Source organism: Vibrio brasiliensis LMG 20546, from assembly GCF_000189255.1.
Taxonomy (GTDB): domain Bacteria; phylum Pseudomonadota; class Gammaproteobacteria; order Enterobacterales; family Vibrionaceae; genus Vibrio; species Vibrio brasiliensis.
Genome location: NZ_AEVS01000075.1, coordinates 13768 through 38285, shown reverse-complemented (window position 1 = coordinate 38285; position 24518 = coordinate 13768). Strand labels below are relative to the sequence as shown.

Here is a 24518-nt window from a genome sequence, read left to right as displayed (position 1 = left end):
ATTACGCCTCTAAGTTCTTTAGAGTGTTCATGGCTTCAAGTGATTGGTTTCTAACGTGCAACCAAAAGCTAGAGCCTGTCTGACTTACCTTTCGAGTTGCGTAATCAAAAAGCTCTTTAGCCTCAGAGTAGGTATTTACATCAATATTGATTGAGTGAATTGGTGTTTTCATGCGTTCCCCCTACATCGCCGCTTTCCAATCTTGATATTGCGCAGCTTGCTCCTCAGCTAACTGATCAATAGCTCTCATATTGATTAACACTCGGCGTGCATCACTTGAGGTTTCACGCTTCAAAAGGGGCAATTGACCGCGTTTAACCTGCATTCGCACAGCAGCAATAGAAAAGCCTGTTAGTTCGGCATACTTCTCAACTGTGACAAAAGACCCATAAAAACCGTTAACATTATTCATTTCTGTTTGTTTATGACCTACCATGACTTAAATACTCCTAAAAAACAGTTAAAGAACCACCAAGTGGTTCGTAAAGGTTCTATTGGATTTAAGCATAAGTAATTTGGTTTTCAAAGGTTCTTAAGGGTGGTTTTATGAAAGAGTGGGTAATGAGCGATTTACTAATTGAGCTCGATGGTATGCCAAACACAATTACAGGAATAGGGCAAAAAGCCAGAAGAAACAACTGGTTAAAGAGAAAAGCCATAGGACACGCTCGCGCTGTCGAATACCATATTTCCAACTTTCACCCAGATATACAAAAGCAAATAATTGAGAGATTCGTCACAGATAAGACTGAGCAAAAAAAGCTCTTAGAAAAAGATTGGTCTCTTCCACCTAGCAATGCACACGGATTAAAACCTTTAAATGAGTTCGAAGAGTGGGCAAAGCTACCAGTTTATGATGTACATGCAGCTGCAGGGGCGGGAACTTTGGTTCAATCGGAATTTCAAATCGGAGTTTTTAGCCTACCGATAGAGTTATTACATGAATATGGCTTAAAGCCTGATTTTAGTTCTGTAATTTTTGTAGACGGCGACTCAATGGAGCCGACTTTAAGCCATAGAGACAGGCTACTTGTAGACATAAGAGAGCAGCAACACCCTGTTGTAAATGGGGTGTATGTAATTCGAATTGATGATGCGGTATACGTTAAACGCTTGCATTGGGATATTGAAAATGGCGTTTATAAGGTCATTTCTGACAACCTTAAATATCCAGCTTTCAACATTAACCACAAGAATGGGCGCAACTTTAAGATCATAGGTAAAGCTGTTGCTCCTGTTATGAAGAAAATCATATGAGTGTCAAGAAAGACGGCGAAAAGTGGCTTGTAGACTTGAGGCCGTCAGGAAGAAACGGCAAGCGTTTCAGACGTAAGTTTGACAAGAAAGCAGAAGCTTTAGCCTATGAAAAGCACATACTTTCTACGCACCACAACAAAGAGTGGTTAGGCTTACCCGTAGATAAACGCCGCCTTTCTGAACTTATAGATATTTGGTGGATTAAGTCCGGTCAGCTTAAACGAACCGCAGCCAACTACCGAAAAAAGGTAGAGCTAATCTGTCGTGAGTTGGGCGACCCCACTGTAAACAATATTGACGCGACTTTGATTAGCAACTGGCAATTAGAACGCATGGCAAGGGGACAAAAAGCAAACACAGTTAGACGCCTAACCTCATGCTTAAGCAACGTCTTTTCTGTGTTGATTGAGACTGGTGATTTTACTGGCGCACATCCACTGAAAGACCTAAAGCAACCCGCGCCCGAAAAGTCAGAAATGACTTACCTGACCCTTAAGCAAACCCAAGACCTTTTGGACTACCTTAAAAATGATTGGGAACTGTTAAAAATCGTAGAAATTAGCTTGGCTACAGGATCTCGATGGAGGGAAACGGTCACGCTAAAATCGAGCAACCTCAGCCCTTACCGTATTAGATTTACAAACACAAAAACGGGTAAGCCCAGAACTGTGCCAATTAGCAAACAGCTATATGATGATATTTACCCTGAGAATGGCGGAAACCTGTTTAGTGAAGACCCACAGGTTAGGCTAGTTAGGATATTTGATAAGCTAGGTTTTGATTTGCCTAAAGGGCAAAAAGTGCATGTTTTGCGACATACATTCGCAAGTCACTTTGTAATGAATGGCGGTGATATTTTAACGCTTAAGGAAATACTCGGGCATGCTAGTATTAATCAAACGATGACTTACGCGCATTTGGCTCCTGACCACTTGATTGATGCGGTTAAACTCAACCCACTAAACAAGTTAAGAGATCCACAAAATGACCACACTTATGACCCAGAACGCCCCATAGCCATATAAAAGAAAATACTAAGTGCTTGTATTTTATAATAATGAACTACAAGCACCCATACTAAACAACCTAGGAAACGCTCAGCAATGAGCCTCTTTTATTTTATGACCCAGCAAGCTTTTAACTTTGACGCGCTCACCCCAGACTTTATGTGGTATGCGCTAGAGAGTATCGGGATCCGCGCCGAGTCGGGATTTTTAGCACTTAACAGTTATGAAAACCGCGTCTATCAGTTCACTGATGAAGAACGTCAGCGTTATGTGGTGAAGTTCTACCGCCCAGAGCGTTGGAGTCAGCAACAGATTCAGGAAGAGCATGATTTTACTCTTGAGCTGATCGAATCAGAGATACCTGTAGCTCCACCAGTCCGCATCAATGGACAGACGTTACATCACTATCAGGGTTATTTGTTTGCACTGTTTGCCAGTGTTGGTGGGCGCCAGTTTGAAGTCGATAACCTCGAGCAACTGGAAGGCGTCGGCCGTTTCTTAGGTCGTATCCATAAAGTAGGCTCTAAACAGATCTTCAAACACCGTCCGACCATTGGTCTCGAAGAGTATGTTTACCAACCTCGTAAGCTACTGGAAAACTCACCATTTATTCCAATGCATCTGGAGAACGCTTTTTTTAATGATCTCGACCTGCTGATCAGCTCACTCGAGCAGCACTGGACCGAATCCACCAGCATGTTGCGTCTGCATGGCGATTGCCACCCGGGCAACATCCTGTGGCGTGATGGGCCAATGTTTGTCGACCTGGATGATTCACGCAATGGCCCTGCGATTCAGGATCTGTGGATGCTTCTAAATGGTGAACGAGCCGATAAAATCATGCAGCTCGATATCATTCTGGAAGCGTATCAGGAGTTTAACGACTTTAATCTCAGCGAATTGAAACTAATCGAGCCTCTGCGTGGTCTACGTATGGTGCACTATATGGCATGGCTAGCAAAAAGATGGCAAGATCCTGCGTTTCCTCTCGCCTTCCCATGGTTTAATGATCCAAAATATTGGGAGAGTCAGGTTCTTTGCTTCAAAGAGCAGATATCTGCATTAAATGAAGCACCACTTTCACTCATGCCACAGTGGTAACTACAATAATTAACATGGAGTTAAGAATGAAAAAGCTGTTTGCACTTGTCGCAACACTAATGCTGAGCCTATCTGCTCATGCTGCACAATTTAGTCAAGGTGAGCATTACAAAGTCCTTGATCTGGAAGCTTCTAAAAAGCCAACAGTGACTGAGTTTTTCTCCTTCTACTGCCCCCACTGTAATACTTTTGAACCTATCATTCAGCAGCTAAAAGCACAGCTGCCAAAAGATGCTAAGTTCCAGAAAAACCACGTTTCGTTTATGGGCGGTAACATGGGTGAGTCGATGAGCAAAGCTTACGCCACTATGATCGTTCTTAAAATCGAAGATAAAATGACACCAGTGCTGTTTAACCGCATTCATAACATGCGCAAAGCACCAAAAAATGACGAAGAGCTACGTCAAATCTTCCTTGATGAAGGTGTGAATGCGAAGAAATTCGACGCAGCTTTCAATGGCTTTGCTGTAGATTCAATGGTTCGTCGTTTCGACAAACAGTTCAAAGATAGTGGCCTGTCGGGCGTACCAGCAGTATTGGTTAACAACAAATATTTAGTGCAAGCGCAATCCATCAAAACACTTGATGAGTACTTCGCATTAGTGAACTACTTGCTGACACTAAAATAATCATTTCAGATAGATAAAAGGGAGCCAGTTGGCTCCCTTTTTTATCCGCTCTACAAGCTACGACTTGTCTTGATGAAGCTCTTTTAGTACTTCATCTTTATCTTTCCATATCTCGCCCAGCCACTGCTGGAACTGACGCTTGTATGGCTTATCGTTAAAGTAATCGCCGCGTACTTGCTCATCCACTGGCAGCACGTTGGTACGAACAACGATTCTCTTCATTCGTCCCATCAAAGCATCTTTAAATGGCTTCTCGGTATTATCTGGGTACGCCAGGGTAACATCGATGATATTGTCAAACTGATCGCCCATTGCCGCTAGGGTATAAGCAATTCCACCGGTTTTCGGTTGCAGAAGATAATCGTAACCCGCTTTGCTTTTACGCTGCTTCTGCACAGTGAAACGAGTACCTTCAACATAGTTAACAACGGTTGTTGGCGTATGTTTGAACTTAGCACATGAGCGACGCGTAGTTGCCAAATCCTGGCCGCGCTTCTCTGGATGACGGATTAGATACTCTCGTGAGTAACGGCGCATAAATGGCATATCCAGTGCCCAGCAAGCCATACCGATAAAAGGAACATAAAGCAGTTGCTGCTTGAGGAAGAACTTCGGCATAGGGATGCGATCTTTAAACACACAGCACAACACGACAATATCGGTCCAGCTTAAGTGATTACTGATCATCAAATACCAGCCCTCTTTTCTCAGCTCCTCACCACCCTCAATGTCCCACTCAATTTGGTTAGAAATGTTCAGAATTGCAGCATTAATTGTTGCCCATAACCACATAATCTTATTAGCTAACTGGGTACCTTTCGCTTTCAATGTTGCTGTAGGGAGAACAAGCTTGAACACAGCGACAACACAGATCGCGATTGAACATAAGGCAGAATTTAAGATAACTAAGGTAACGTTCAGAATTAGAAGTAAATGTGCCAACATAACGCTTAATAATGAGATTCTAAGAAAATTTAATATAGTTTTATTAATGAATAATAAAACAGCGTGTAATTATACAAGCCATTGGAAAGTTTGAAACTAATCTAACCATGGTCAGAGTAGTTAAGTAACACTATTTCCGGTTAAGTCACCATCTTATGCATTACTTATTGGGAGAACCCGTAATGAGCACTAAACCTATCATGCTCTCAGTTGCCATTTTTTGCACTGCTCCGGCAATGGCACAGCTGTCAGACACCGCTGGTATCAGTGGTGAAGTTTCACTAAGCGCTGGCTACCTTTCCTCAACATCCAACTTTAATACCGACGCTAATGCGACCATCACTGACAACACCCAAAAAGGCGAAAGCGATAGCAACTTTATGCCACTTCCACTCGGTAGTGTTGCCTATACCTTTGGTAGCCAACTCGATAAGCAGTTCTATGTCGGTACATCCCGCGAAGATATTGCTGTAGGTACCTTAGCGTTAGAGCTAGGCTATAAGCAACAGCTGGCAAATGGAACAGTGATAGATGCCTCTTTCCTACCGACAATCATGTCTGGAGAAACGTGGGCAGACCCTTTCAAAACAGGTTCTGATCGCAGTGAAACCGACGAAACAGGTAACGCTTTCCGAGTTAAGCTGAGCAACATTAATAACTCAGGGTTTAGCTTAGATACTGCGTACGCTTCCCAAGAGGTAGAAAACGAGCGTTCTGGTCTGGATTCTGGTTACGCTTCATCAGCGCAATTACTCAAACGAGATGCCGACAAGCTTTACCTCAAAGGTGATTACCGCCTGCGCATCGATCAAGCTACCTTCCTGGCACCTTCTATCACGTTTGTAAAATCGGATGCCAAGGGTGACGCCTACTCTTACAACTCATGGGGTGGTGAGCTTTCTCTGTTTAAAGTCATCGAGCGTCATCAATTCGCTCTGACTGCTGGTTATACTCACTTCAGCTACGACGCCTCTCACCCTGTCTATAACACTACGCGTTCAGATGATGAGTTCAGTCTGTTTGCCGCATACGAATATAAACAATTTATGGACTTGCAAGACTGGTCTCTGATTTCATTTGCAGGTTATGGACAGAGTGACTCAAACATCAACTTCTACGATGAGCAGCAGTTACTCTTTTCTGTCGGTATGAACTACAAGTTCTAACCACACCTTTAGCCCGTCATTGACGGGCTTTTCACTATACCGATTGTGCCGTTAACTGGCGTAGCAATCGATCCATCGCACGATAGCCCAGCGCTTCTGCCAAGTGATTACGTTCTATATCCTGTGCTCCTTCCAGATCAGCAATGGTCCGCGCCACTTTAATGATGCGATGATAGGCACGAATAGACAGCCCTAAACGATGCAACGCCTCTTCTAAAAACTGCGCATCCTGCTTTTTAAGCGGACAATAATCTTCTATTTCTCTGCTTCCCAGTAACGCATTGACCTTACTGCTTCGCGCTAGCATTGTTTCTCGTGCCTGCAATACTCGCTGCTTAACAACAGCTGTTGCTTCACCGCGATCACCGCCTTCAGCTAATGTCCCCTTTGGTAACGCCGGGATCTCAAGCGACATGTCAAACCTATCAAGCAATGGTCCTGATAGACGGCTCAAGTAACGCAAAATAGTCTGTGGATTGGCGCGCGACTGATTGCCCTCGTAGTAACCGGTTGGACTAGGATTCAAAGCACCTACCAGTTGAAAGCGGGCGGGAAAACGAGTTTTTCCTTGCGCACGAGAAATAATAATTTCTCCGGACTCCAACGGCTCACGCAGAGAATCTAATACTTTACGCTCAAATTCTGGCATCTCATCAAGGAAGAGTAAGCCGTTGTGCGCCAAGGAAATCTCCCCTGGGCGTGGAATAGATCCGCCGCCGACTAACGCAGCCATCGAGCTTGTATGATGAGGAGCCCGAAAAGGTCTCTGCTTCCAGTTGTGTGCATTAATCTCTTGCTGAGTAAGTGATGCTACCGAGGCCGTTTCTAACGCTTCTTGATCAGACATCTCAGGCAATAAATCACACAGCCTTGAGGCAAGCATGGTTTTGCCGGTGCCCGGTGGCCCTAAAAACAACAAGTTATGATTACCAGCGGCAGCGATCTCTAACGCTCGCTTGCCCTGTTGCTGACCAATAATATCTTGCATATCACGCTGCAAATCATTCTGGCTATAGTCCTGATTCGTTTGATGAAGTGACAGTGATTTCTGGCCACATAGGTCAGCACACACCTCAAGCAGGCTTTGCGCGGACTTGTGTCTGTCCGCTCCAACTAACGCGGCTTGATCGCCATTCTGGTCAGGAACGACAAGGCGACGTTGGACGCGATTGGCAGCCAGAGCGGCAGGCAAGACACCTTTAACGCATCTCAGCTGGCCGGAAAGCGCTAACTCTCCAATAAACTCCTGATCTGATAAAGCTGCGGTCGGAATCTGATCGGACGCCGCTAAAATACCTAACGCAATCGGAAGGTCAAAGCGACCACCTTCTTTAGGTAAGTCAGCTGGAGCGAGGTTAACGGTGATTCGCTTAGGCGGGAACTCAAAGCGTGAGTTGACAATGGCACTGCGCACCCTATCACGTGACTCTTTGACCGTGGTTTCCGGTAACCCAACCAGGCAAAAACCGGGCATGCCGTTACTAATGTGTACTTCAACCGTCACCGATGGTGCTTCGACCCCAACACAGGCCCGGCTATGAACAATCGCTAATCCCATAGTGAATCCGTCTTTTGGCTGGTCATTATTTATCCCCCTGATAGTTAGTTCATTTTCTTATCAAGGTTGTTATATAGCTTGGCTAGATGCTGAAAGAATGTGAAAAAAGAATGAGTTTTTGCTTGTCATTTAACGGAAATGTATGTTACCACTAGAGACGCAAACATTTTCGTGCCCTAGTAGGCACACATAACTATAGAAATAAAGATGAACTTCAACGCCCGCACTAACGCACTGATTGCCCTGATTATCGTGGTCATTATTGACACCGCGCGGGGTCTAGTGGGCGAAAGATAACCACAGAATAGAAAAAACCCCCGCACTGCAAAGTCCGGGGGTTTTTTACAATTAGTACGCTGAAAAATTTGGCTGACATAAATTTAAAGCTCAACAATAGAGCTTGCAGGAAGAATGGGAGCGCACATGACGTGCAACACAACACAACATCAAGATATGGATAGCCAAGGGGGTAGACGATGACAGGTGCAGAGCTAGTCGTAGCTGCTCTACAACAGCAAGGAATTAAAACCGTTTTTGGTTACCCTGGTGGTGCCATAATGCCGATATACGACGCCCTATATGATGGTGGCGTTGAACATATCCTCTGTCGTCATGAACAAGGTGCAGCAATGGCTGCAATTGGTATGGCGCGCGCGACCCAGGATGTCGCAGTATGTATGGCGACTTCAGGTCCGGGAGCAACAAACTTAGTTACAGGTCTGGCGGACGCTTTTATGGATTCAATTCCATTAGTCGCAATCACAGGTCAGGTAGCAAGTTCTCACATTGGTACCGACGCATTTCAGGAGATGGACGTCATTGGTATGTCGCTGTCCTGTACCAAGCACAGCTACCTGGTTACTGATATCAACGAGCTGGCGCCAACATTGGCGGAAGCGTTTGAAGTAGCGAAAACAGGTCGTCCAGGCCCGGTCATTGTCGATATCGCTAAAGATGTCCAGCTAGGTCAGGCTCCTGTAGATGTACTACCGCCATTTACTCCTCCAGCAATGCCAGTCGCAAGCCTTGATGCGATCGCTAAGGCTCAGGACCTTCTATCACAAAGCTCTCGTCCGGTACTTTACGTTGGTGGCGGTGTTCAGCTTGGTCACGCTACTGATGCGGTTCGCGAATTCCTGCGCCTTAACCCAATGCCATCAGTGAGTACGCTGAAAGGCTTAGGCACTATTGAACGTCATGACCCACACTATCTGGGCATGCTAGGTATGCACGGAACCAAAGCTGCCAACCTTGTTGTTCAGGAGTGTGACCTTCTGATTGCTGTTGGTGCACGTTTTGATGACCGTGTGACAGGTAAGCTCGATACTTTTGCTCCCAATGCCAAAGTTATCCATATCGACATCGACGCTGCCGAAATCCATAAATTGCGCCAGGCTAATGCTCCAGTTCGTGGTGAAATCCCAGCTGTTCTTCCTCATTTAGAACTCACTCAAGACATCACGCCTTGGGTTAAACATAGTGAAAGCCTGCGTAGCGGATTTAAATGGCGTTATGACCACCCGGGTGAGCTGATTTATGCTCCGGGTCTATTGAAGCAGCTTTCCGACCTGATGCCAGATAGCTCGATTGTTTCTACAGACGTAGGTCAACACCAGATGTGGGCTGCGCAGCATATTCAACCACGCGATCCACAAAACTTCATCACGTCAGCTGGCCTTGGCACTATGGGTTTCGGCCTTCCTGCAGCTATGGGTGCAGCAGTGGCACGCCCGGGTGATCAATCTATCCTTATTACAGGTGATGGTTCGTTCATGATGAACGTTCAGGAGCTGGGCACACTAAAACGCCGTCAGATCCCTGTGAAGATTGTTCTGCTTAACAACCAACGCTTAGGTATGGTTCGTCAGTGGCAATCACTATTCTTTGATGGTCGCCACAGCGAGACGATCTTAGACGACAACCCTGACTTTGTAATGCTAGCAAAAGCTTTTGATATTCCTGGTAAAACCATCACCAAAAAAGAAGAAGTTGAGCCAGCGCTAAAAGAGATGCTAGAAAGTAACACGTCATACCTTCTTCATGTTTTAATCGATGAGGAAGAGAACGTCTGGCCACTAGTACCACCTGGTGCATCAAACAATGACATGCTGGAGAACACGTAAAATGGAAAGATACTTAATCGACATTAAAGCAGACGACAAACCCGTACTGTTAGAACGTGTTCTTCGCGTTGTTCGTCACCGCGGCTTCACCGTAAGACAAGTGGCCGGAACTCAAAACCACGAAAGCAAAATCGCCAGCGTAGAAATCATCGTTGATAGCGACCGCCCGATCTCATTCCTGACTAATCAGATCGAGAAACTCTGGGACGTACGCACCGTTGAAGTTACGCAAATCGCGCGAGATGAATTACCAAATAACAACTTACAACAAAAGATTTGTGCATAAGGAAGGCAATAATGGCTACAAAAACAGCAGATTACATTTGGTTTAATGGTGAAATGGTTCCTTGGGCAGAGGCAAACGTACACGTTTTGACTCACGCTATGCACTACGGCACTTCTGTATTCGAAGGCGTACGCTGCTACAACACACCAAATGGACCAATTGTCTTCCGTCATCTTGAGCACGCCAAGCGTTTAAAAGATTCAGCCAAGATCTACCGCTTCCCTATTCCATACAGCGTAGAAGAAATCATGGAAGCGACGCGTGAAACACTGCGTCAGAACAAACTCGACAGCGCGTACATTCGTCCGCTTGGTTTCGTTGGTAATGTAGGTTTGGGCGTATGTCCTCCTGTAGGCACAGAAATGGACCTGATCATTGCTGCATTCCCTTGGGGTTCTTACCTGGGTGAAGAAGCACTAGAGAAAGGTGTAGATGCCATGATCTCTAGCTGGAATCGTGCAGCTCCGAACACAATCCCAACAGCGGCAAAAGCAGGTGGTAACTACCTGTCTTCATTACTGGTAGGTGGTGAAGCTCGTCGTCACGGTTACGATGAAGGTATTGCACTAAGTGTTGATGGTTACCTGTCAGAGGGTGCCGGCGAAAACATCTTTGTTATTAAAGATGGCGTTATCACAACACCACCAGCAACCAGCGCAATCCTGCCTGGTATTACTCGTGACTCAATCATGACGATTGCTCGTGATCGCGGTTACGAAGTTCGTGAAGCAAATATTGCACGTGAAGCACTTTACCTTGCAGATGAAGTGTTTATGACTGGTACAGCAGCAGAAGTCGTTCCTGTTGCAACTATCGATAAGATTGAAGTGGGAAGCGGTAAACGCGGTCCAATTACCAAAGAGCTACAAGAAGCTTACTTTGGCCTGTTCAATGGTACCACTGAAGATAAATGGGGTTGGCTAGATTACGTTTACCCAGAGAACGCTCCGGCAAAATAAGGAAGTAGTAAAATGCCTAAATATAGATCAGCAACCACCACTCACGGCCGCAACATGGCAGGTGCTCGTGCCCTATGGCGCGCAACTGGCGTAAAAGACGAAGATTTTGGTAAGCCAATTATTGCTGTAGTGAACTCATTTACTCAGTTTGTACCTGGCCACGTACACCTAAAAGACATGGGTCAGCTAGTCGCACGAGAAATCGAAAAAGCCGGCGGCATTGCAAAAGAATTCAACACCATCGCGGTCGATGACGGTATCGCAATGGGTCACGGCGGCATGCTTTACTCACTGCCGTCGCGTGAACTTATCGCCGACTCAGTAGAGTACATGGTTAACGCGCACTGTGCCGATGCCATGGTATGTATCTCTAACTGTGACAAAATCACACCAGGGATGCTAATGGCCTCTATGCGCCTGAACATCCCAGTCATCTTCGTATCTGGTGGTCCGATGGAAGCGGGTAAAACTAAGCTTTCGGACCAAATCATCAAGCTTGACCTTGTTGATGCGATGATTCAGGGTGCAGACCCGAAAGTATCAGACGAGCAAAGTGAGCAAATCGAGCGTAGCGCATGTCCGACTTGTGGCTCATGTTCAGGTATGTTCACAGCTAACTCAATGAACTGTCTGACTGAAGCCCTGGGCCTTTCTCAGCCAGGTAACGGCTCTATGCTGGCAACTCACGCAGACCGTGAGCAGCTATTCCTTAACGCAGGTCGACGCATTGTTGAACTGACACGTCGTTACTACGAGCAAGATGACGAATCTGCACTACCACGCAACATTGCAACGTTTGACGCATTTGAAAACGCGATGGCACTTGATATCGCAATGGGTGGTTCAACTAACACTATCCTGCACCTGCTGGCGGCAGCACAAGAGGGTGAAGTGGATTTCGATATGGAAGATATCGATCGCCTATCTCGTCAGGTTCCACACCTATGTAAAGTTGCACCATCAACCCAGAAATATCATATGGAAGACGTACACCGCGCTGGTGGTGTAATGGCTATCCTTGGTGAACTTGACCGTGCAGGCCTGCTACACAACGAAGCACGCACCGTTCTTGGTCTTTCAATGAAAGAGCAGCTAGCGAAGTACGACATCATCCAGACCGAAGATGAAGAGGTATTAAAGTTCTTCCGCGCAGGTCCTGCTGGTATCCGTACCACTCAGGCATTCTCTCAGGATTGTCGTTGGGATCGCCTTGATGACGACCGCGCTGAAGGTTGTATCCGTACTAAAGATAACGCCTTTAGCCAAGAGGGTGGTCTAGCGGTTCTATCAGGAAACATCGCACTGGATGGCTGTATTGTTAAGACAGCTGGTGTGGATGAAAGCATCCATAAGTTCACGGGTCCTGCGGTTGTGTTTGAAAGCCAGGAAGATGCAGTAGAAGGCATCTTAGGCGGTAAAGTAAAAGCGGGTGATGTGGTTGTTATTCGCTACGAAGGTCCTAAAGGTGGTCCGGGTATGCAGGAAATGCTTTACCCAACCACTTACCTGAAATCTATGGGCTTAGGCAAAGAGTGTGCACTTCTGACTGACGGTCGTTTCTCTGGCGGTACATCAGGTCTGTCTATCGGTCACGCTTCACCTGAAGCAGCAAACGGCGGCGCAATTGGTCTGGTGAAACAAGGCGATATGATCGCAATTGATATTCCAAACCGTTCAATTTCCCTAGAGGTATCTGAACAGGAACTTGCTGAGCGCCGTGCGAAACAAGATGAACTAGGCTGGAAACCAGTCGATCGTCAACGAGAAGTTTCATTTGCACTAAAAGCTTACGCAAGTATGGCGACCAGTGCTGACAAAGGTGCAGTACGAGATAAATCAAAGCTAGAGGACTAGCTTATGACTCTGACTAACCAAACTGGCGCGGATTATCTGCGCCAGATCTTAAGAGCCCCAGTCTATGAAGTGGCAACGGTAACGCCACTTCAGGAAATGCCTCGCCTTGCGGCACGCATTGGCAACAACGTACAAATCAAGCGTGAAGATCGTCAGCCAGTGCACTCGTTTAAGTTGCGTGGCGCCTACAATATGCTGGCGAGCCTGACAGAAGAACAAAAAGCGGCAGGTGTTATAGCAGCTTCGGCAGGAAACCACGCTCAGGGTATGGCACTGTCAGGCACAAAGATTGGTATTAAAACCACCATTGTTATGCCGAAGATAACGCCGGATATCAAAGTTGAAGCGGTACGTAGCTTTGGTGGTAACGTCGTTCTTCATGGCAACAACTTTGATGAAGCAAAAGCTGAAGCTGAGCGCCTTTCGGCCGAGAACAACTATACCTTTGTGCCACCTTTTGACCACCCATTGGTCATTGCTGGTCAAGGCACCATTGGTATGGAAATGCTGCAGCAGAACGGACACTTAGATTACATCTTTGTCCCTGTTGGTGGCGGTGGCCTTGCCGCTGGTATAGCGGTGTTAGTAAAACAGTTGATGCCTGAAATTAAGGTGATAGCGGTTGAACCAGAAGATTCATCATGTCTGAAAGCAGCACTTGATGCTGGAGAACCCGTCGTTCTTGACCAAGTGAGCATGTTTGCCGATGGTGTTGCGGTAAAACGCATTGGTGACGAAACTTTCCGTCTTTGCCAAAAGTACATCGATGGGCATATCTCGGTCTCCAGTGATGAAATCTGTGCCGCTGTAAAAGATATCTTTGAAGACACACGTGCGATTGCTGAACCATCTGGAGCGGTTGCTCTGGCTGGTCTGAAAAAGTATGCAGAGCAAAACCAACTTCAAGGCAAAAACCTGAGTACGGTTCTATCTGGAGCCAATACCAATTTCCACGGTTTGCGTTATGTTTCTGAACGCTGCGAGCTAGGCGAAAAACGTGAGGGTCTGCTGGCGGTCACTATCCCTGAACGTCAGGGCGCCTTCTTTGAGTTCTGTAACCTGATTGGTGGCCGAGCGGTCACCGAGTTTAACTACCGTTACAACGATGACTCTCTGGCAAACATCTTCGTCGGTGTTCGCTTGCAAGGAGGTCAGGACGAACTTGACCATATCATTCATGACCTGCGTGAAGGTGGCTATCCAGTCGTCGATTTATCAGACGATGAAATGGCTAAGTTGCACATTCGCTACATGATTGGTGGTAAGCCATCCAAGCCGTTAAAAGAGCGTTTATACAGCTTTGAGTTCCCAGAATATCCGGGGGCACTGCTTAAGTTCTTGAGCACACTAGGTACTCATTGGAACATCAGTCTATTCAACTACCGTAACCACGGGGCCGATTATGGTCGCGTATTATGTGGCTTTGAGCTTGATGAAAGCGATCTGACTCGTTTCTCAGCTCACCTGCGTGAGTTGGGTTACCGATGTAAAGATGAAACGGATAATCCATCCTACAAGTTCTTCCTTTCATAAGTCTGAATAGCGAGCCCTTAACCTTTTGGATTAAGGGCTTTTTCTTTGATCAGTCCCTACTGAATTCCGTAGTTTGTTAATCTTTAGCCAAAATGCGTGATACGCATAGATATAATGCTAAAGTTTCATTTTAGTCATATCCATTTTAGGTCTACACTCATATGCAGTTTTTAAATTGCTGCTCTATTTGTGGAGACCACCTATGTTTAACGCACTGATTCTAAACCAAGAAGACAAACGTACTATCGCAACTATCGAACAGATCGATGAAGCGCAACTGCCAGAAGGTGAAGTACTGATTGATGTTGATTACTCATCACTAAACTACAAAGACGGTTTAGCAATCACTGGTAAAGGTAAAATTATCCGCAACTTCCCTATGGTTCCGGGTATCGATCTGGCAGGTACTGTGGTTAGCTCTGAAGATAACCGCTACCAAGCTGGCGATAAAGTCGTACTAACAGGCTGGGGTGTAGGTGAAAACCACTGGGGTGGCATGGCTCAACGTGCGCGTCTAAAAGCAGACTGGTTAGTCCCACTACCAAAAGGCCTGGATAGCAAAAAAGCGATGATGGTAGGCACGGCAGGCTTCACTGGCATGCTATGTGTTCAGGCGCTACTTGATGCTGGTATCAAACCTGAAGATGGTGAAGTACTTGTAACAGGTGCAAGTGGCGGCGTAGGCTCTGTGGCAGTATCACTATTGGCAACATTGGGCTACAAAGTTGCGGCAGTAACAGGTCGCGTTGAACAGAATGGTCCACTGCTAGAGAAGCTTGGTGCTAGCCGCATTATCGACCGTGTGGAGTTTGAAGAACCAGCACGCCCACTAGAAAAACAGATCTGGGCTGGTGCGGTCGATACCGTTGGTAGCAAAGTGCTGGCAAAAGTCCTTGCTCAGATGGATTACAACAGCGCTGTAGCAGCGTGTGGTCTGGCAGGCGGCTTCGACCTACCAACAACAGTAATGCCATTTATTCTGCGTAACGTTCGCCTACAAGGTGTGGATTCCGTTATGTGCCCAACAGAGAAGCGCATCGCGGCATGGGAAAAACTGGTTGAGCTACTACCAGAGAGCTACTTCGAACAAGCATGTACTGAAGTGGAACTGGCTGAAGCACCAAAATACGCTGAAGACATCACCAATGGTCAGGTAACAGGCCGAGTCGTCATCAAGCTATAACTACAGACAAATAAAAACAGCCAGCACCTGTAATGCTGGCTGTTTTTTTATTGAGAGGTTTTAATCTAAACCAATGTCTTCAATCCGCTTGGCAATTAAGCGGCTACACTCTTCTTTAACAATCCCTCTTAACCACTCCTGAGCAGGAGAGTGCTCACAACGTGGATGCCAGATCATAGAGTAATCAAACGGCGTAAACTGGAACGGCAGCGGTTTTATCACTAAGTCATAGCGCTCTGCGACCAGATAAGCTAAGTCGGCTGGTACGGTAATAATGATCGGCATGGTATCAACGATCGCTAACGCGGCTTCTAAATGGTATGCACGTAACACCATCTTTCGTTTCGGCTGATCCACCAAGGCTTGCTCTATTAACGCTTTAACCCCATCACTGATTGCTATCATCGCGTGAGGATAAGTGAGGTAATCCGCCAGACTCATCTCCTGATCTGCCAGTGGATGCTGTTTTGATAACAAACACAAAACTCCCACCCGACCAAGGATTTCACTACGTAATGGCTCGACAGGACCAATAGGACGACATATCGCCAAGTCTGCACCTTGATAGGTTAGTTGATCGGCGAGCCTGTCGTGCTGTAGCGGCAAGAAGTTAAACGACACATTTGGCGCTTCTTGATAGATTCGTGGCAGAGCAAACGGCAAGATAGTCTGCATCGCATAGTCTGTGGTCGCGATACTGAAAGTCTGATCGCAGCTCTTAGGCTCAAATTCTAGTGGGGAGAGCAACTGACGCAATGATTCCAACGGCTCACCGAGAGAGCGATCGATTTCTAATGCTTTCTGGGTTGGAATAAGATGTTGCCCCTGACGGGTAAAGAGTGGATCAGAAAGCATTTCCCGTAAGCGGCCCAATACCCGACTCATCGCCGACTGGCTGAGATTGAGACGGTTAGCCGCCTTGCTAACACTGCACTCTTCGATAAGTACACGAAGGGCGACAAGCAAGCTTAGATCACGGCGATAAATGTCTTCTAATTCCACGTTAAACCACCATTTTTAATAAGGTATGGTGTAATTGTACCTTTTTCAGGCAAAAAAAATCCCGCTTTTCAGCGGGGAAGCCCAAGAAAACTGGGGATAGTGTCGGAATGTAGTTGAGCGTAGTGATAAAAAACGGATAACAGTTGGAAGCGCTATCATCCATTCTCTTGCTCTTCAGATGCGCTCGGCCAGCGATGCATCTCGAGCCAAATCCCTACCACCGTCGCACCCATGCCGAGTAGAGGCATAAACGACGACGATTCGGCTGGTGAACGTAAAACAAGTGCGCAGAAAGAGATAAAGCACAGCACGGAATAGATTGTTAGCCGATCTAATGCTGTCAACATACTTGCTCTCCTGTTTAAATGTTACCAACTTGTTAACTAAGTTAAAACAAATTGATCCGTTTGCCAAGGGGTTATTGAATATTTTTTCTTCACTAGTATTATCTAGGCCAAATTTAGTAACCAAAGACACGACCATGACAATCAATACAGAACAGGCCAACAAAACGTTAGAGGCGGAAGGATTACGCTGCCCAGAGCCAGTGATGATGGTCAGGAAGACAATTCGCAACATGCAAGATGGTGAAGTACTGCTGGTAAAAGCGGATGATCCTTCGACTACTCGTGATATTCCAAGCTTTTGCCGCTTTATGGATCATCAGTTAATCGGTTCGCAGACGGAAGAACTGCCGTATCTGTACCTGATCAAGAAAGGCATGGCGTAAAGCCATTGGCAATAGATACAAAAACGGCTGCCCTGGGCAGCCGTTGTTTTATTCGTCGTATTCTATGGTGTGAACTTCAGCCTGAAGTTTATTAATCTGCTTTCTCATTGCACGCATCTCTTCATGCATCGGTATGATGTGGGCAACTCGAATCCAAGCTTCAACCGTCAATCCGGTTAAAATGAAGGTGCCAGCAACAATCGGTAACCACATATCTGTAAGCACCATCGCTAACAAACACAATGCCAGGCCAAAGGTGAATAAGTAACTCTGACTCTTCGGGGTCATCCCCATATAACGTGTAAGCATCATCTCGCCCTCTCGCTATCATTCACATGGTTAAATTACCATGACAAGTATGACACTAATATGTCAGCGATCACGTCTCAGAGCGAACTAAAGTCAGAGTTTGAACTAACGCAATATCGGTGCGAGTTGTTGATATTTAACACCATATTCTGCGATGTTTTTTAGTAGATAGCTGCACCCGTCGCCAACGCAATAAACAACAGGGCCGTCACTTTGCGAATCAGATCCAACGGCATTTTGTCAGCAGATAACTTACCAATCAGAACCACAGGCACATTCGCCAGTAGCATACCAATCGTGGTACCGAGAATTACCCAGGTCAGTGCATCCGCGTATTGAGCACCCAGAATAGAGGTGGCAATTTGGGTCTTATCACCAATTTCAGCAACGAAGAACGCAATAAAACTGGCAATAAAGGGACCACGATTAGAAATCTCTTCGTCATCATCCAGTTTGTCGGGAATCAAAACCCAGGCAGCCATAGCGACGAAACTGACCACCAGCACCCACTTTAAAACTTGCGGAGAAAGGTAATCTGCTACAACCACACCTAACCAGGCAGCTAACGCATGATTAGCGATTGTCGCAAAGAAAATGGCAGCAATAATAGGAATAGGTTTGCGATATCGACTTGCTAACAGCAGAGATAATAATTGAGTTTTATCACCAATTTCCGCCAGTGCGACGGTGGTAATAGAGATAGCTAAAACGCTCATGACATGCTCAGTTGAGGCAGGGATTATATTTTTAACCAAAGACAAACCTCATGCCCCGCCCCGGTTCATGATGATTTGTCTAAGGTCTTGCTAAACACGAGTGACGCTTTTGCTTGTAATTCGTCGTACCCGGTCTCGAACGCCATGATGATTTTGCATCAATTATGTTGACGAACGAACCTACTATCCCAGTGTTGATAAATAGGTAAGCTACTCCCCAAAGACAGCGAGATTCTATCGACACCATCGCCGTTTCTCAAGCAGGAAACTACAAATAAACTCCCTTTTAAGAAAATTTGGTTATATAAGGCAGAAAAATTCCATTAAAGGGGATTTTTGCCTATGAATTAGTCAAGATTACCCCTACTCCCATGCCCAATATCTGGGTATACTTGATTGTTATTTTTTCTCAATTTTAGACACAAGAATCGCGCGAATTACTATGCAAAAATACGATATCAAAACCTTCCAGGGAATGATCCTCGCGCTGCAGGATTACTGGGCACAAAACGGTTGTACGATTGTTCAACCTCTAGATATGGAAGTAGGTGCGGGCACCTCTCACCCTATGACCTGTCTACGTGCACTTGGCCCAGAGCCAATGTCAACAGCTTACGTTCAACCTTCACGTCGTCCGACCGATGGTCGTTACGGTGAAAACCCGAACCGTCTGCAGCACTACTATCAGTTCCAAGTGGCTTTAAAACCTTCTCCAGACAACATTCAGGAGTTGTATCTAGGCTCTCTTGAGGTTCTTGGCATCGATCCACTTGTGCACGATATTCGTTTCGTTGAAGACAACTGGGAAAACCCAACGCTTGGCGCATGGGGTCTTGGTTGGGAAGTTTGGCTAAACGGTATGGAAGTCACTCAGTTTACTTACTTCCAGCAAGTTGGTGGTCTTGAGTGTAAACCTGTTACAGGCGAAATCACTTACGGTATCGAACGTCTGGCAATGTACATTCAGGAAGTAGACTCTGTTTACGACCTGGTATGGAACGTAGCACCAGACGGTAGCAATGTAACTTACGGTGATATCTTCCACCAGAATGAAGTTGAGCAATCAACTTACAACTTCGAACACGCCGATGTAGATTTCCTATTTAGCTTCTTTGAGCAGTGTGAGAAAGAGTGTAAAGAGCTACTTGAGCTTGAAAAGCCACTTCCTCTACCAGCGTACGAGCGCATCCTTAAAGCAGGTCACGCATTTAACCTGCTAGACGCACGTAAGGCAATTTCGGTAACTGAGCGTCAACGCTACATCCTACGTATCCGTAACCTAACTAAAGCGGTTGCAGAAGCGTACTACGCGTCACGTGAAGCTCTAGGCTTCCCAATGTGTAAAAAGGATGAGGAGAAGTAATCATGGCTAAAGAATTCCTAATTGAGCTAGGTACTGAAGAGCTACCACCAACGCAACTTCGTACTCTGGCAGAAGCATTTGCTGCTAACTTCGAAGCAGAACTGAAAGATGCGGATCTGGCGCACCAGGGTGTGAAATGGTACGCGGCACCTCGTCGTCTGGCACTAAAAGTGGCAGCTCTGGCTGAAGGTCAGGCAGACAAAGTAGTTGAAAAGCGTGGTCCTGCAGTTTCTGTAGCATTTGATGCAGAAGGTAATGCTACTAAAGCAGCTCAGGGCTGGGCTCGTGGTAACGGCATTACTGTTGAACAAGCTGAGCGTCTGAAAACAGATAAAGGCGAATGGCTACTGTGCAAGCAGGAAGTAAAAGGCCAGGCAACCTCTGAAATCGTTGTTGACCTTGCAGCAAAAGCACTGGCTAACCTGCCTATCGCTAAGCCAATGCGCTGGGGTAACAAAACGACTCAATTTATTCGTCCGGTAAAAACACTGACGATGCTAATGGGTAGTGACCTTATCGAAGGCGAGATCCTAGGCGTAGCCTCTGACCGTACTATCCGCGGCCACCGCTTTATGGGTGAGCAAGAGTTTACTATCGAATCAGCAGAACAGTACCCAGCGATTCTTGAAGAGCGCGGTAAAGTAATGGCTGATTACGAAGCGCGTAAAGCAATCATTCTGGCTGATTCACAGAAAGCAGCTGCTGCAGTCGGCGGTATTGCTGACCTGGAAGACGATCTGGTTGAAGAAGTGACTTCTCTGGTTGAATGGCCGGTAGTTCTAACCGCTAAGTTTGAAGAAGAGTTCCTGAAAGTGCCTTCTGAAGCACTGGTTTACACCATGAAAGGTGACCAGAAGTACTTCCCTGTTTACGACGAAAACAAGAAGCTACTTCCTAACTTCATCTTCGTTTCAAACATCGAGTCAAAAGAGCCTCGTCATGTAATCGAAGGTAACGAGAAAGTAGTACGCCCACGTCTGGCTGATGCAGAGTTCTTCTTTAACACTGACCGTAAGCGTCCACTGATTGATCGCCTGCCAGAACTAGAACAGGCTATCTTCCAGAAACAGCTTGGTACGATTAAAGACAAAACTGACCGTATTACTGCCCTATCAGGCTACATTGCTAAACAGATCGATGCTGACGTAGAGAAAGCGACTCGTGCAGGTCTGCTGGCTAAGTGTGACCTAATGACCTCGATGGTATTCGAATTTACCGATACTCAGGGTGTTATGGGTATGCATTACGCTAACCATGACGGTGAAGATGAGCAAGTTGCATTAGCCCTTTACGAGCAGTACATGCCTCGTTTCGCTGGTGATGACCTACCAAGCACGGGCATCTCTTCAGCAGTTGCAATGGCTGACAAGCTAGACACTATCGTTGGTATCTTCGGTATTGGTCAGGCACCTAAAGGCTCTGACCCATTTGCACTTCGTCGTGCATCACTGGGTGTACTGCGTATCATCGTAGAGAACGGTTACAACCTAGACCTTGTTGACCTGATCCGCGAAGCCAAAGTTCAGTTTGGTACTAAGCTAACTAACGAAAACGTAGAAGCTGATGTTATCGACTTCATGCTTGGCCGTTTCCGTGCATGGTATCAAGATGCAGGCTTTAGCATCGACATCATCCAGGCCGTACTTGCTCGCCGCCCAACAAAACCTGCTGACTTCGATCAGCGTGTTAAAGCAGTTTCTCACTTCCGTGAACTTGAAGCAGCAGAAGCTCTTGCCGCAGCGAACAAGCGTGTAGGTAACATTCTGGCTAAGTTCGACGGCGAACTTGCCGCTGAAATCGACCTGTCACTGCTTCAGGAAGATGCAGAGAAAGCACTGGCTGAAAGCGTTACAGTAATGACTGAAGCTCTTGAGCCTGCATTTGCTACTGGTAACTACCAGGAAGCACTAAGCAAGCTTGCAGACCTTCGTGAGCCTGTAGATGCATTCTTCGATAACGTAATGGTTATGGCTGATGACGAAGCGCTGAAGACAAACCGTCTAACGCTACTGAACAACCTACGTAACCTGTTCTTGCAGATTGCAGATATCTCTCTACTTCAAAAGTAACGTTCGATATCAATCATCGTATTTAAGGGAAGCATTCGCTTCCCTTTTTTTGTGCTCAATTCCACCTTTGACTGCATTGGCTAGTATCAATCGCTCAAAATCTAGAGCTGTAAATGTGATCAAAAAGTAAATTATTTTCTGCCATGCTTATATTGACCCTTTGCGTTGTACTCACATTAAGGTATGTTCAAGGATTATTCGCTTTACTAGCTGTTTCTAGTAACTCATTACACTTAAAAGCAATCACAATGAATTAGGTATAACTACAAATGCAATTCTCTAAGTTTGGTGAAAAATTCAATCAGTATTCTGGTATTACACAATTGATGGATGACTTAAATGATGGCCTGCGTACGCCAGGTGCCATTATGCTCGGTGGCGGTAACCCAGCCGCGATTCCAGCCATGCTCGATGACTTTCGTCAAACCAGTGAAGAGATGCTCGCCAGTGGAGAATTAGTCGCCGCCATGGCCAACTATGATGGTCCGCAAGGTAAAGACGCGTTTGTAAAAGCGCTCGCTAAGTTATTGAAAGAGACCTACGGCTGGGACATCAGTGAAAAGAACATCAGTCTGACAAACGGCAGTCAGAGTGGTTTTTTCTACTTATTCAATTTGCTTGCGGGTAAACAGCCTGATGGTTCACACAAAAAAATTCTGTTGCCGCTGGCTCCGGAATACATCGGCTATGGTGACGCAGGTGTGGATGACGATATCTTTATCTCTTACCATCCGGAAATCGAACTGCTTGATAATGGTCTGTTCAAATACCATGTCGACTTCGAGCAACTTAAAGTTGATGAATCTGTGGCTGCCATCTGTGCATCGCGCCCGACCAACCCTACCGGTAATGTTCTGACTGATGAAGAGATCCACAAGCTGGATAAGCTGGCGCGAGAAAACAATATCCCGCTAATCATCGACAACGCATACGGCCTGCCATTCCCGAATATCATCTTCGAAGATGTTCAGCCATTCTGGAACGAAAACACCATCCTATGTATGAGCCTGTCGAAACTCGGCCTGCCAGGCGTTCGCTGCGGCATCGTGATTGCCAGTGAAGAAGTCGCTCAGGCAATGACCAATATGAATGGCATTATTAGCTTAGCTCCGGGGAGTATTGGCCCGGCGATCGCCAATCATATGATTGAGAAAGGTGACCTGCTTAAACTCAGCTCTGAGGTGATCAAACCTTTCTATCAACAGAAATCGCAACGCGCAGTAGAACTGCTGAAGAGCACCATCACAGATAGCCGCTTCAGAATTCACAAACCAGAAGGCGCTATTTTCCTCTGGCTATGGTTTGATGAACTACCGATTACGACAATGGAACTGTACAAGCGCCTCAAAGCGCGTGGTGTACTAATCGTACCGGGTGAGTATTTCTTTATTGGTCAGGAAGATGACTGGGAGCACGCACATCAGTGCTTACGCATGAACTATGTCCAAGACGATGAGATGATGCAGAAAGGCATTAAGATTATCGCGGAAGAGGTTGAGCGCGCCTATCAAGAGGCTTAACGCCGGCAAAACGACAACAGCCCAAAGCTAAGCTTTGGGCTGTTTGCATTTATAGCGCAGGTAGCTGTTCACAGTAGAAGAACGTCGCTTCTACCGTTGAAGAACGCTGGTAGACACCGCCGAATGAAGAAGAGCCTGCAAAACCGCGGTTGATGTAGTTAGCGCCTAACGCTGCCGCTTCTTCACCAAAGGTAGAGTTAATCTTTTGCTCTGCGTCCATATCATCCGGACCTAGTGAGACAATGCCCATAATGCTTTGTGAATTAGGATTAAATGCCGATTGCCCTTTTAGCTCGCAGTTCGCTGATTTTTCAGGGTTTGCATAAGCAATTCGAATCGTTTCACCATTGGTAGCTAAGTAATCAGAAGCGAGTGGTGCAACCAGGCTAGAACAACCAGAGACAGCAAGAATAGCCGCCGCCAATACAACTTTTTTCATTCTATTTTCCAGATTTATTTGTTTTCGGCGCAGAAACTACTGATTGATACAATTAAGGGCAATAAAAAAGAGCGCTTATCTGCGCTCTTTCACTCTACTCTCATTATTGAGACGGATAATTAACCTTCAATCAGGTTTTTACCATTGATAGCAATTTTACGCGGTTGCATCGCTTCTGGGATTTCGCGTTCCAGGTCGATGTGTAGCAGACCGTTTTCCATGCTTGCACCTACGACTTTTACATAGTCTGCCAGCTGGAACTTACGCTCAAAGTCGCGCTCAGCGATACCTTGATAAACGTATTTTTTCTCTTCTTCAGGTTTACGCTCACCTTTAACGATCAGCATGTTCTCTTTTTGAGTCAGGTCGAGTTGCTCTTCAGCAAAGCCTGCCACAGCCATAGTGATACGGTAGTGGTTCTCATCTTGCTGCTCAATATTGTAAGGAGGGTAACCGCCAGAAGAGCTCTTTGAAGAGTTTGCTTCCATCATGTTAAACAGACGATCGAAGCCAATTGCGTTGCGGTATAGTGGAGTGAAATCTACAGTTCTCATAATGCTATCCTCATAGTAAGCAATAGTCTTAGCCGTGAGTTTGCGCGGATCTATCTTGTTGAGATCTTTGCCGGCTAAGGGATTTATCCGCTACTCCTCGGGTACTTATAACGCTGGGACGTAGTAATAAATCAGTTCAATGTGTGCCTCTAAGGTTATCCTCTCCTGAGCGATATCTTATCAGCGAATCCAGAGGTTCTGTTTCTTCTCTCTTG

The 24518-nt window shown here is 46.1% G+C and carries 25 protein-coding genes; 15 read left to right on the top strand and 10 right to left on the bottom strand.

Going from position 1 to position 24518, the window contains the following annotated elements; all coding sequences use genetic code 11:
* Window position 1 precedes the first annotated feature (1 nt).
* Together RH46_RS22255 and RH46_RS13600 are read right to left on the bottom strand one after the other, a co-directional pair.
* The gene (locus RH46_RS22255; protein WP_006880057.1) at window positions 2-172 is read right to left on the bottom strand and encodes a hypothetical protein; all 171 of its coding nucleotides are present in this window, start codon (window positions 170-172) and stop codon (window positions 2-4) included.
* A 9-nt stretch (window positions 173-181) separates the two neighbouring features.
* Window positions 182-436: a hypothetical protein gene (locus RH46_RS13600; RefSeq protein ID WP_006880056.1), complete on the bottom strand. Its 255-nt coding sequence runs from the start codon at window positions 434-436 to the stop codon at window positions 182-184.
* Between the two features lie 110 nt (window positions 437-546).
* Here RH46_RS13600 and RH46_RS13595 point away from each other — a divergent pair, with 110 nt between their 5' ends.
* The 4 genes from RH46_RS13595 (at window position 547) to RH46_RS13580 (ending at window position 3994) form a co-directional block, all read left to right on the top strand.
* Complete coding sequence (locus RH46_RS13595; protein WP_006880055.1) at window positions 547-1257, top strand: peptidase; 711 nt, start codon at window positions 547-549, stop codon at window positions 1255-1257.
* On the top strand, window positions 1254-2282 hold the full coding sequence (locus tag RH46_RS13590; protein WP_006880054.1) for a phage integrase: 1029 nt from the start codon (window positions 1254-1256) through the stop codon (window positions 2280-2282). Before RH46_RS13595 ends, RH46_RS13590 begins: the two co-directional genes overlap by 4 nt.
* Window positions 2283-2378: 96 nt before the next feature.
* Window positions 2379-3365 carry a serine/threonine protein kinase gene (locus tag RH46_RS13585; RefSeq protein WP_006880053.1) on the top strand — a complete coding sequence of 329 codons (987 nt, stop codon included), beginning with the start codon at window positions 2379-2381 and terminating at the stop codon, window positions 3363-3365.
* A gap of 26 nt (window positions 3366-3391) precedes the next feature.
* Window positions 3392-3994, top strand: coding sequence for a thiol:disulfide interchange protein DsbA/DsbL (locus RH46_RS13580; RefSeq protein ID WP_006880052.1), 603 nt, complete (start codon window positions 3392-3394; stop codon window positions 3992-3994).
* Window positions 3995-4051: 57 nt separating this feature from the next.
* Here the strand turns inward: RH46_RS13580 and RH46_RS13575 are convergent, their stop codons facing one another.
* Entirely contained in the window at window positions 4052-4939 is an 888-nt protein-coding gene (locus RH46_RS13575) for a 1-acylglycerol-3-phosphate O-acyltransferase, YihG family (RefSeq protein ID WP_006880051.1), read from the bottom strand.
* A gap of 182 nt (window positions 4940-5121) precedes the next feature.
* Between RH46_RS13575 and RH46_RS13570 the strand changes: the two genes are divergently transcribed.
* The gene (locus RH46_RS13570) at window positions 5122-6105 is read left to right on the top strand and encodes a DUF2860 domain-containing protein (RefSeq protein WP_006880050.1); all 984 of its coding nucleotides are present in this window, start codon (window positions 5122-5124) and stop codon (window positions 6103-6105) included.
* 34 nt (window positions 6106-6139) lie between these two features.
* Here RH46_RS13570 and RH46_RS13565 read toward each other — a convergent pair whose 3' ends face one another.
* A complete protein-coding gene (locus RH46_RS13565) occupies window positions 6140-7663 on the bottom strand; it encodes a YifB family Mg chelatase-like AAA ATPase (protein WP_006880049.1) in 1524 nt (507 codons plus the stop codon).
* 476 nt (window positions 7664-8139) lie between these two features.
* On the opposite strand from RH46_RS13565, the gene ilvG reads away from it, so the two are divergent.
* The 6 genes from ilvG (at window position 8140) to acuI (ending at window position 15601) form a co-directional block, all read left to right on the top strand.
* A complete protein-coding gene (gene ilvG, locus RH46_RS13560) occupies window positions 8140-9786 on the top strand; it encodes an acetolactate synthase 2 catalytic subunit (protein ID WP_006880048.1) in 1647 nt (548 codons plus the stop codon).
* A gap of 1 nt (window position 9787) precedes the next feature.
* A complete protein-coding gene (gene ilvM, locus RH46_RS13555) occupies window positions 9788-10072 on the top strand; it encodes an acetolactate synthase 2 small subunit (protein ID WP_006880047.1) in 285 nt (94 codons plus the stop codon).
* 11 nt (window positions 10073-10083) lie between these two features.
* Window positions 10084-11031, top strand: a complete 948-nt coding sequence (gene ilvE, locus RH46_RS13550) for a branched-chain-amino-acid transaminase (RefSeq protein WP_006880046.1) — start codon at window positions 10084-10086, stop codon at window positions 11029-11031.
* Between the two features lie 12 nt (window positions 11032-11043).
* The gene (gene ilvD / locus RH46_RS13545) at window positions 11044-12885 is read left to right on the top strand and encodes a dihydroxy-acid dehydratase (protein ID WP_006880045.1); all 1842 of its coding nucleotides are present in this window, start codon (window positions 11044-11046) and stop codon (window positions 12883-12885) included.
* Window positions 12886-12888: 3 nt separating this feature from the next.
* Window positions 12889-14418, top strand: a complete 1530-nt coding sequence (ilvA, locus tag RH46_RS13540; protein ID WP_006880044.1) for a threonine ammonia-lyase, biosynthetic — start codon at window positions 12889-12891, stop codon at window positions 14416-14418.
* 202 nt (window positions 14419-14620) lie between these two features.
* Window positions 14621-15601, top strand: a complete 981-nt coding sequence (gene acuI, locus RH46_RS13535; protein ID WP_006880043.1) for an acrylyl-CoA reductase (NADPH) — start codon at window positions 14621-14623, stop codon at window positions 15599-15601.
* A 60-nt stretch (window positions 15602-15661) separates the two neighbouring features.
* On the opposite strand, the gene RH46_RS13530 is transcribed toward acuI, so the two are convergent.
* A complete protein-coding gene (locus tag RH46_RS13530) occupies window positions 15662-16603 on the bottom strand; it encodes a LysR family transcriptional regulator (RefSeq protein ID WP_006880042.1) in 942 nt (313 codons plus the stop codon).
* A 155-nt stretch (window positions 16604-16758) separates the two neighbouring features.
* Entirely contained in the window at window positions 16759-16950 is a 192-nt protein-coding gene (locus RH46_RS21825; protein ID WP_071985918.1) for a hypothetical protein, read from the bottom strand.
* A 134-nt stretch (window positions 16951-17084) separates the two neighbouring features.
* Between RH46_RS21825 and tusA the strand changes: the two genes are divergently transcribed.
* A complete protein-coding gene (tusA, locus tag RH46_RS13520; RefSeq protein ID WP_006880041.1) occupies window positions 17085-17333 on the top strand; it encodes a sulfurtransferase TusA in 249 nt (82 codons plus the stop codon).
* A 48-nt stretch (window positions 17334-17381) separates the two neighbouring features.
* Here tusA and RH46_RS13515 read toward each other — a convergent pair whose 3' ends face one another.
* Window positions 17382-17642 (bottom strand): hypothetical protein, encoded by a 261-nt coding sequence (locus RH46_RS13515; protein WP_006880040.1) that lies wholly within the window; start codon window positions 17640-17642, stop codon window positions 17382-17384.
* A gap of 161 nt (window positions 17643-17803) precedes the next feature.
* Window positions 17804-18358, bottom strand: coding sequence for a TMEM165/GDT1 family protein (locus tag RH46_RS13510; protein ID WP_006880039.1), 555 nt, complete (start codon window positions 18356-18358; stop codon window positions 17804-17806).
* A 442-nt stretch (window positions 18359-18800) separates the two neighbouring features.
* Here RH46_RS13510 and glyQ point away from each other — a divergent pair, with 442 nt between their 5' ends.
* From glyQ to RH46_RS13495, 3 genes are all read left to right on the top strand, one after another.
* Complete coding sequence (glyQ, locus tag RH46_RS13505; protein WP_006880038.1) at window positions 18801-19721, top strand: glycine--tRNA ligase subunit alpha; 921 nt, start codon at window positions 18801-18803, stop codon at window positions 19719-19721.
* Between the two features lie 2 nt (window positions 19722-19723).
* Window positions 19724-21790, top strand: a complete 2067-nt coding sequence (glyS, locus tag RH46_RS13500) for a glycine--tRNA ligase subunit beta (RefSeq protein WP_006880037.1) — start codon at window positions 19724-19726, stop codon at window positions 21788-21790.
* Between the two features lie 269 nt (window positions 21791-22059).
* Entirely contained in the window at window positions 22060-23310 is a 1251-nt protein-coding gene (locus RH46_RS13495) for a valine--pyruvate transaminase (RefSeq protein ID WP_006880036.1), read from the top strand.
* Window positions 23311-23359: 49 nt separating this feature from the next.
* Here RH46_RS13495 and RH46_RS13490 read toward each other — a convergent pair whose 3' ends face one another.
* Both RH46_RS13490 and RH46_RS13485 read right to left on the bottom strand, forming a co-directional pair.
* Window positions 23360-23749, bottom strand: coding sequence for a DUF4156 domain-containing protein (locus RH46_RS13490; RefSeq protein WP_006880035.1), 390 nt, complete (start codon window positions 23747-23749; stop codon window positions 23360-23362).
* Between the two features lie 119 nt (window positions 23750-23868).
* Complete coding sequence (locus RH46_RS13485; protein ID WP_006880034.1) at window positions 23869-24303, bottom strand: Hsp20 family protein; 435 nt, start codon at window positions 24301-24303, stop codon at window positions 23869-23871.
* Between the last annotated feature and the right edge of the window lie 215 nt (window positions 24304-24518).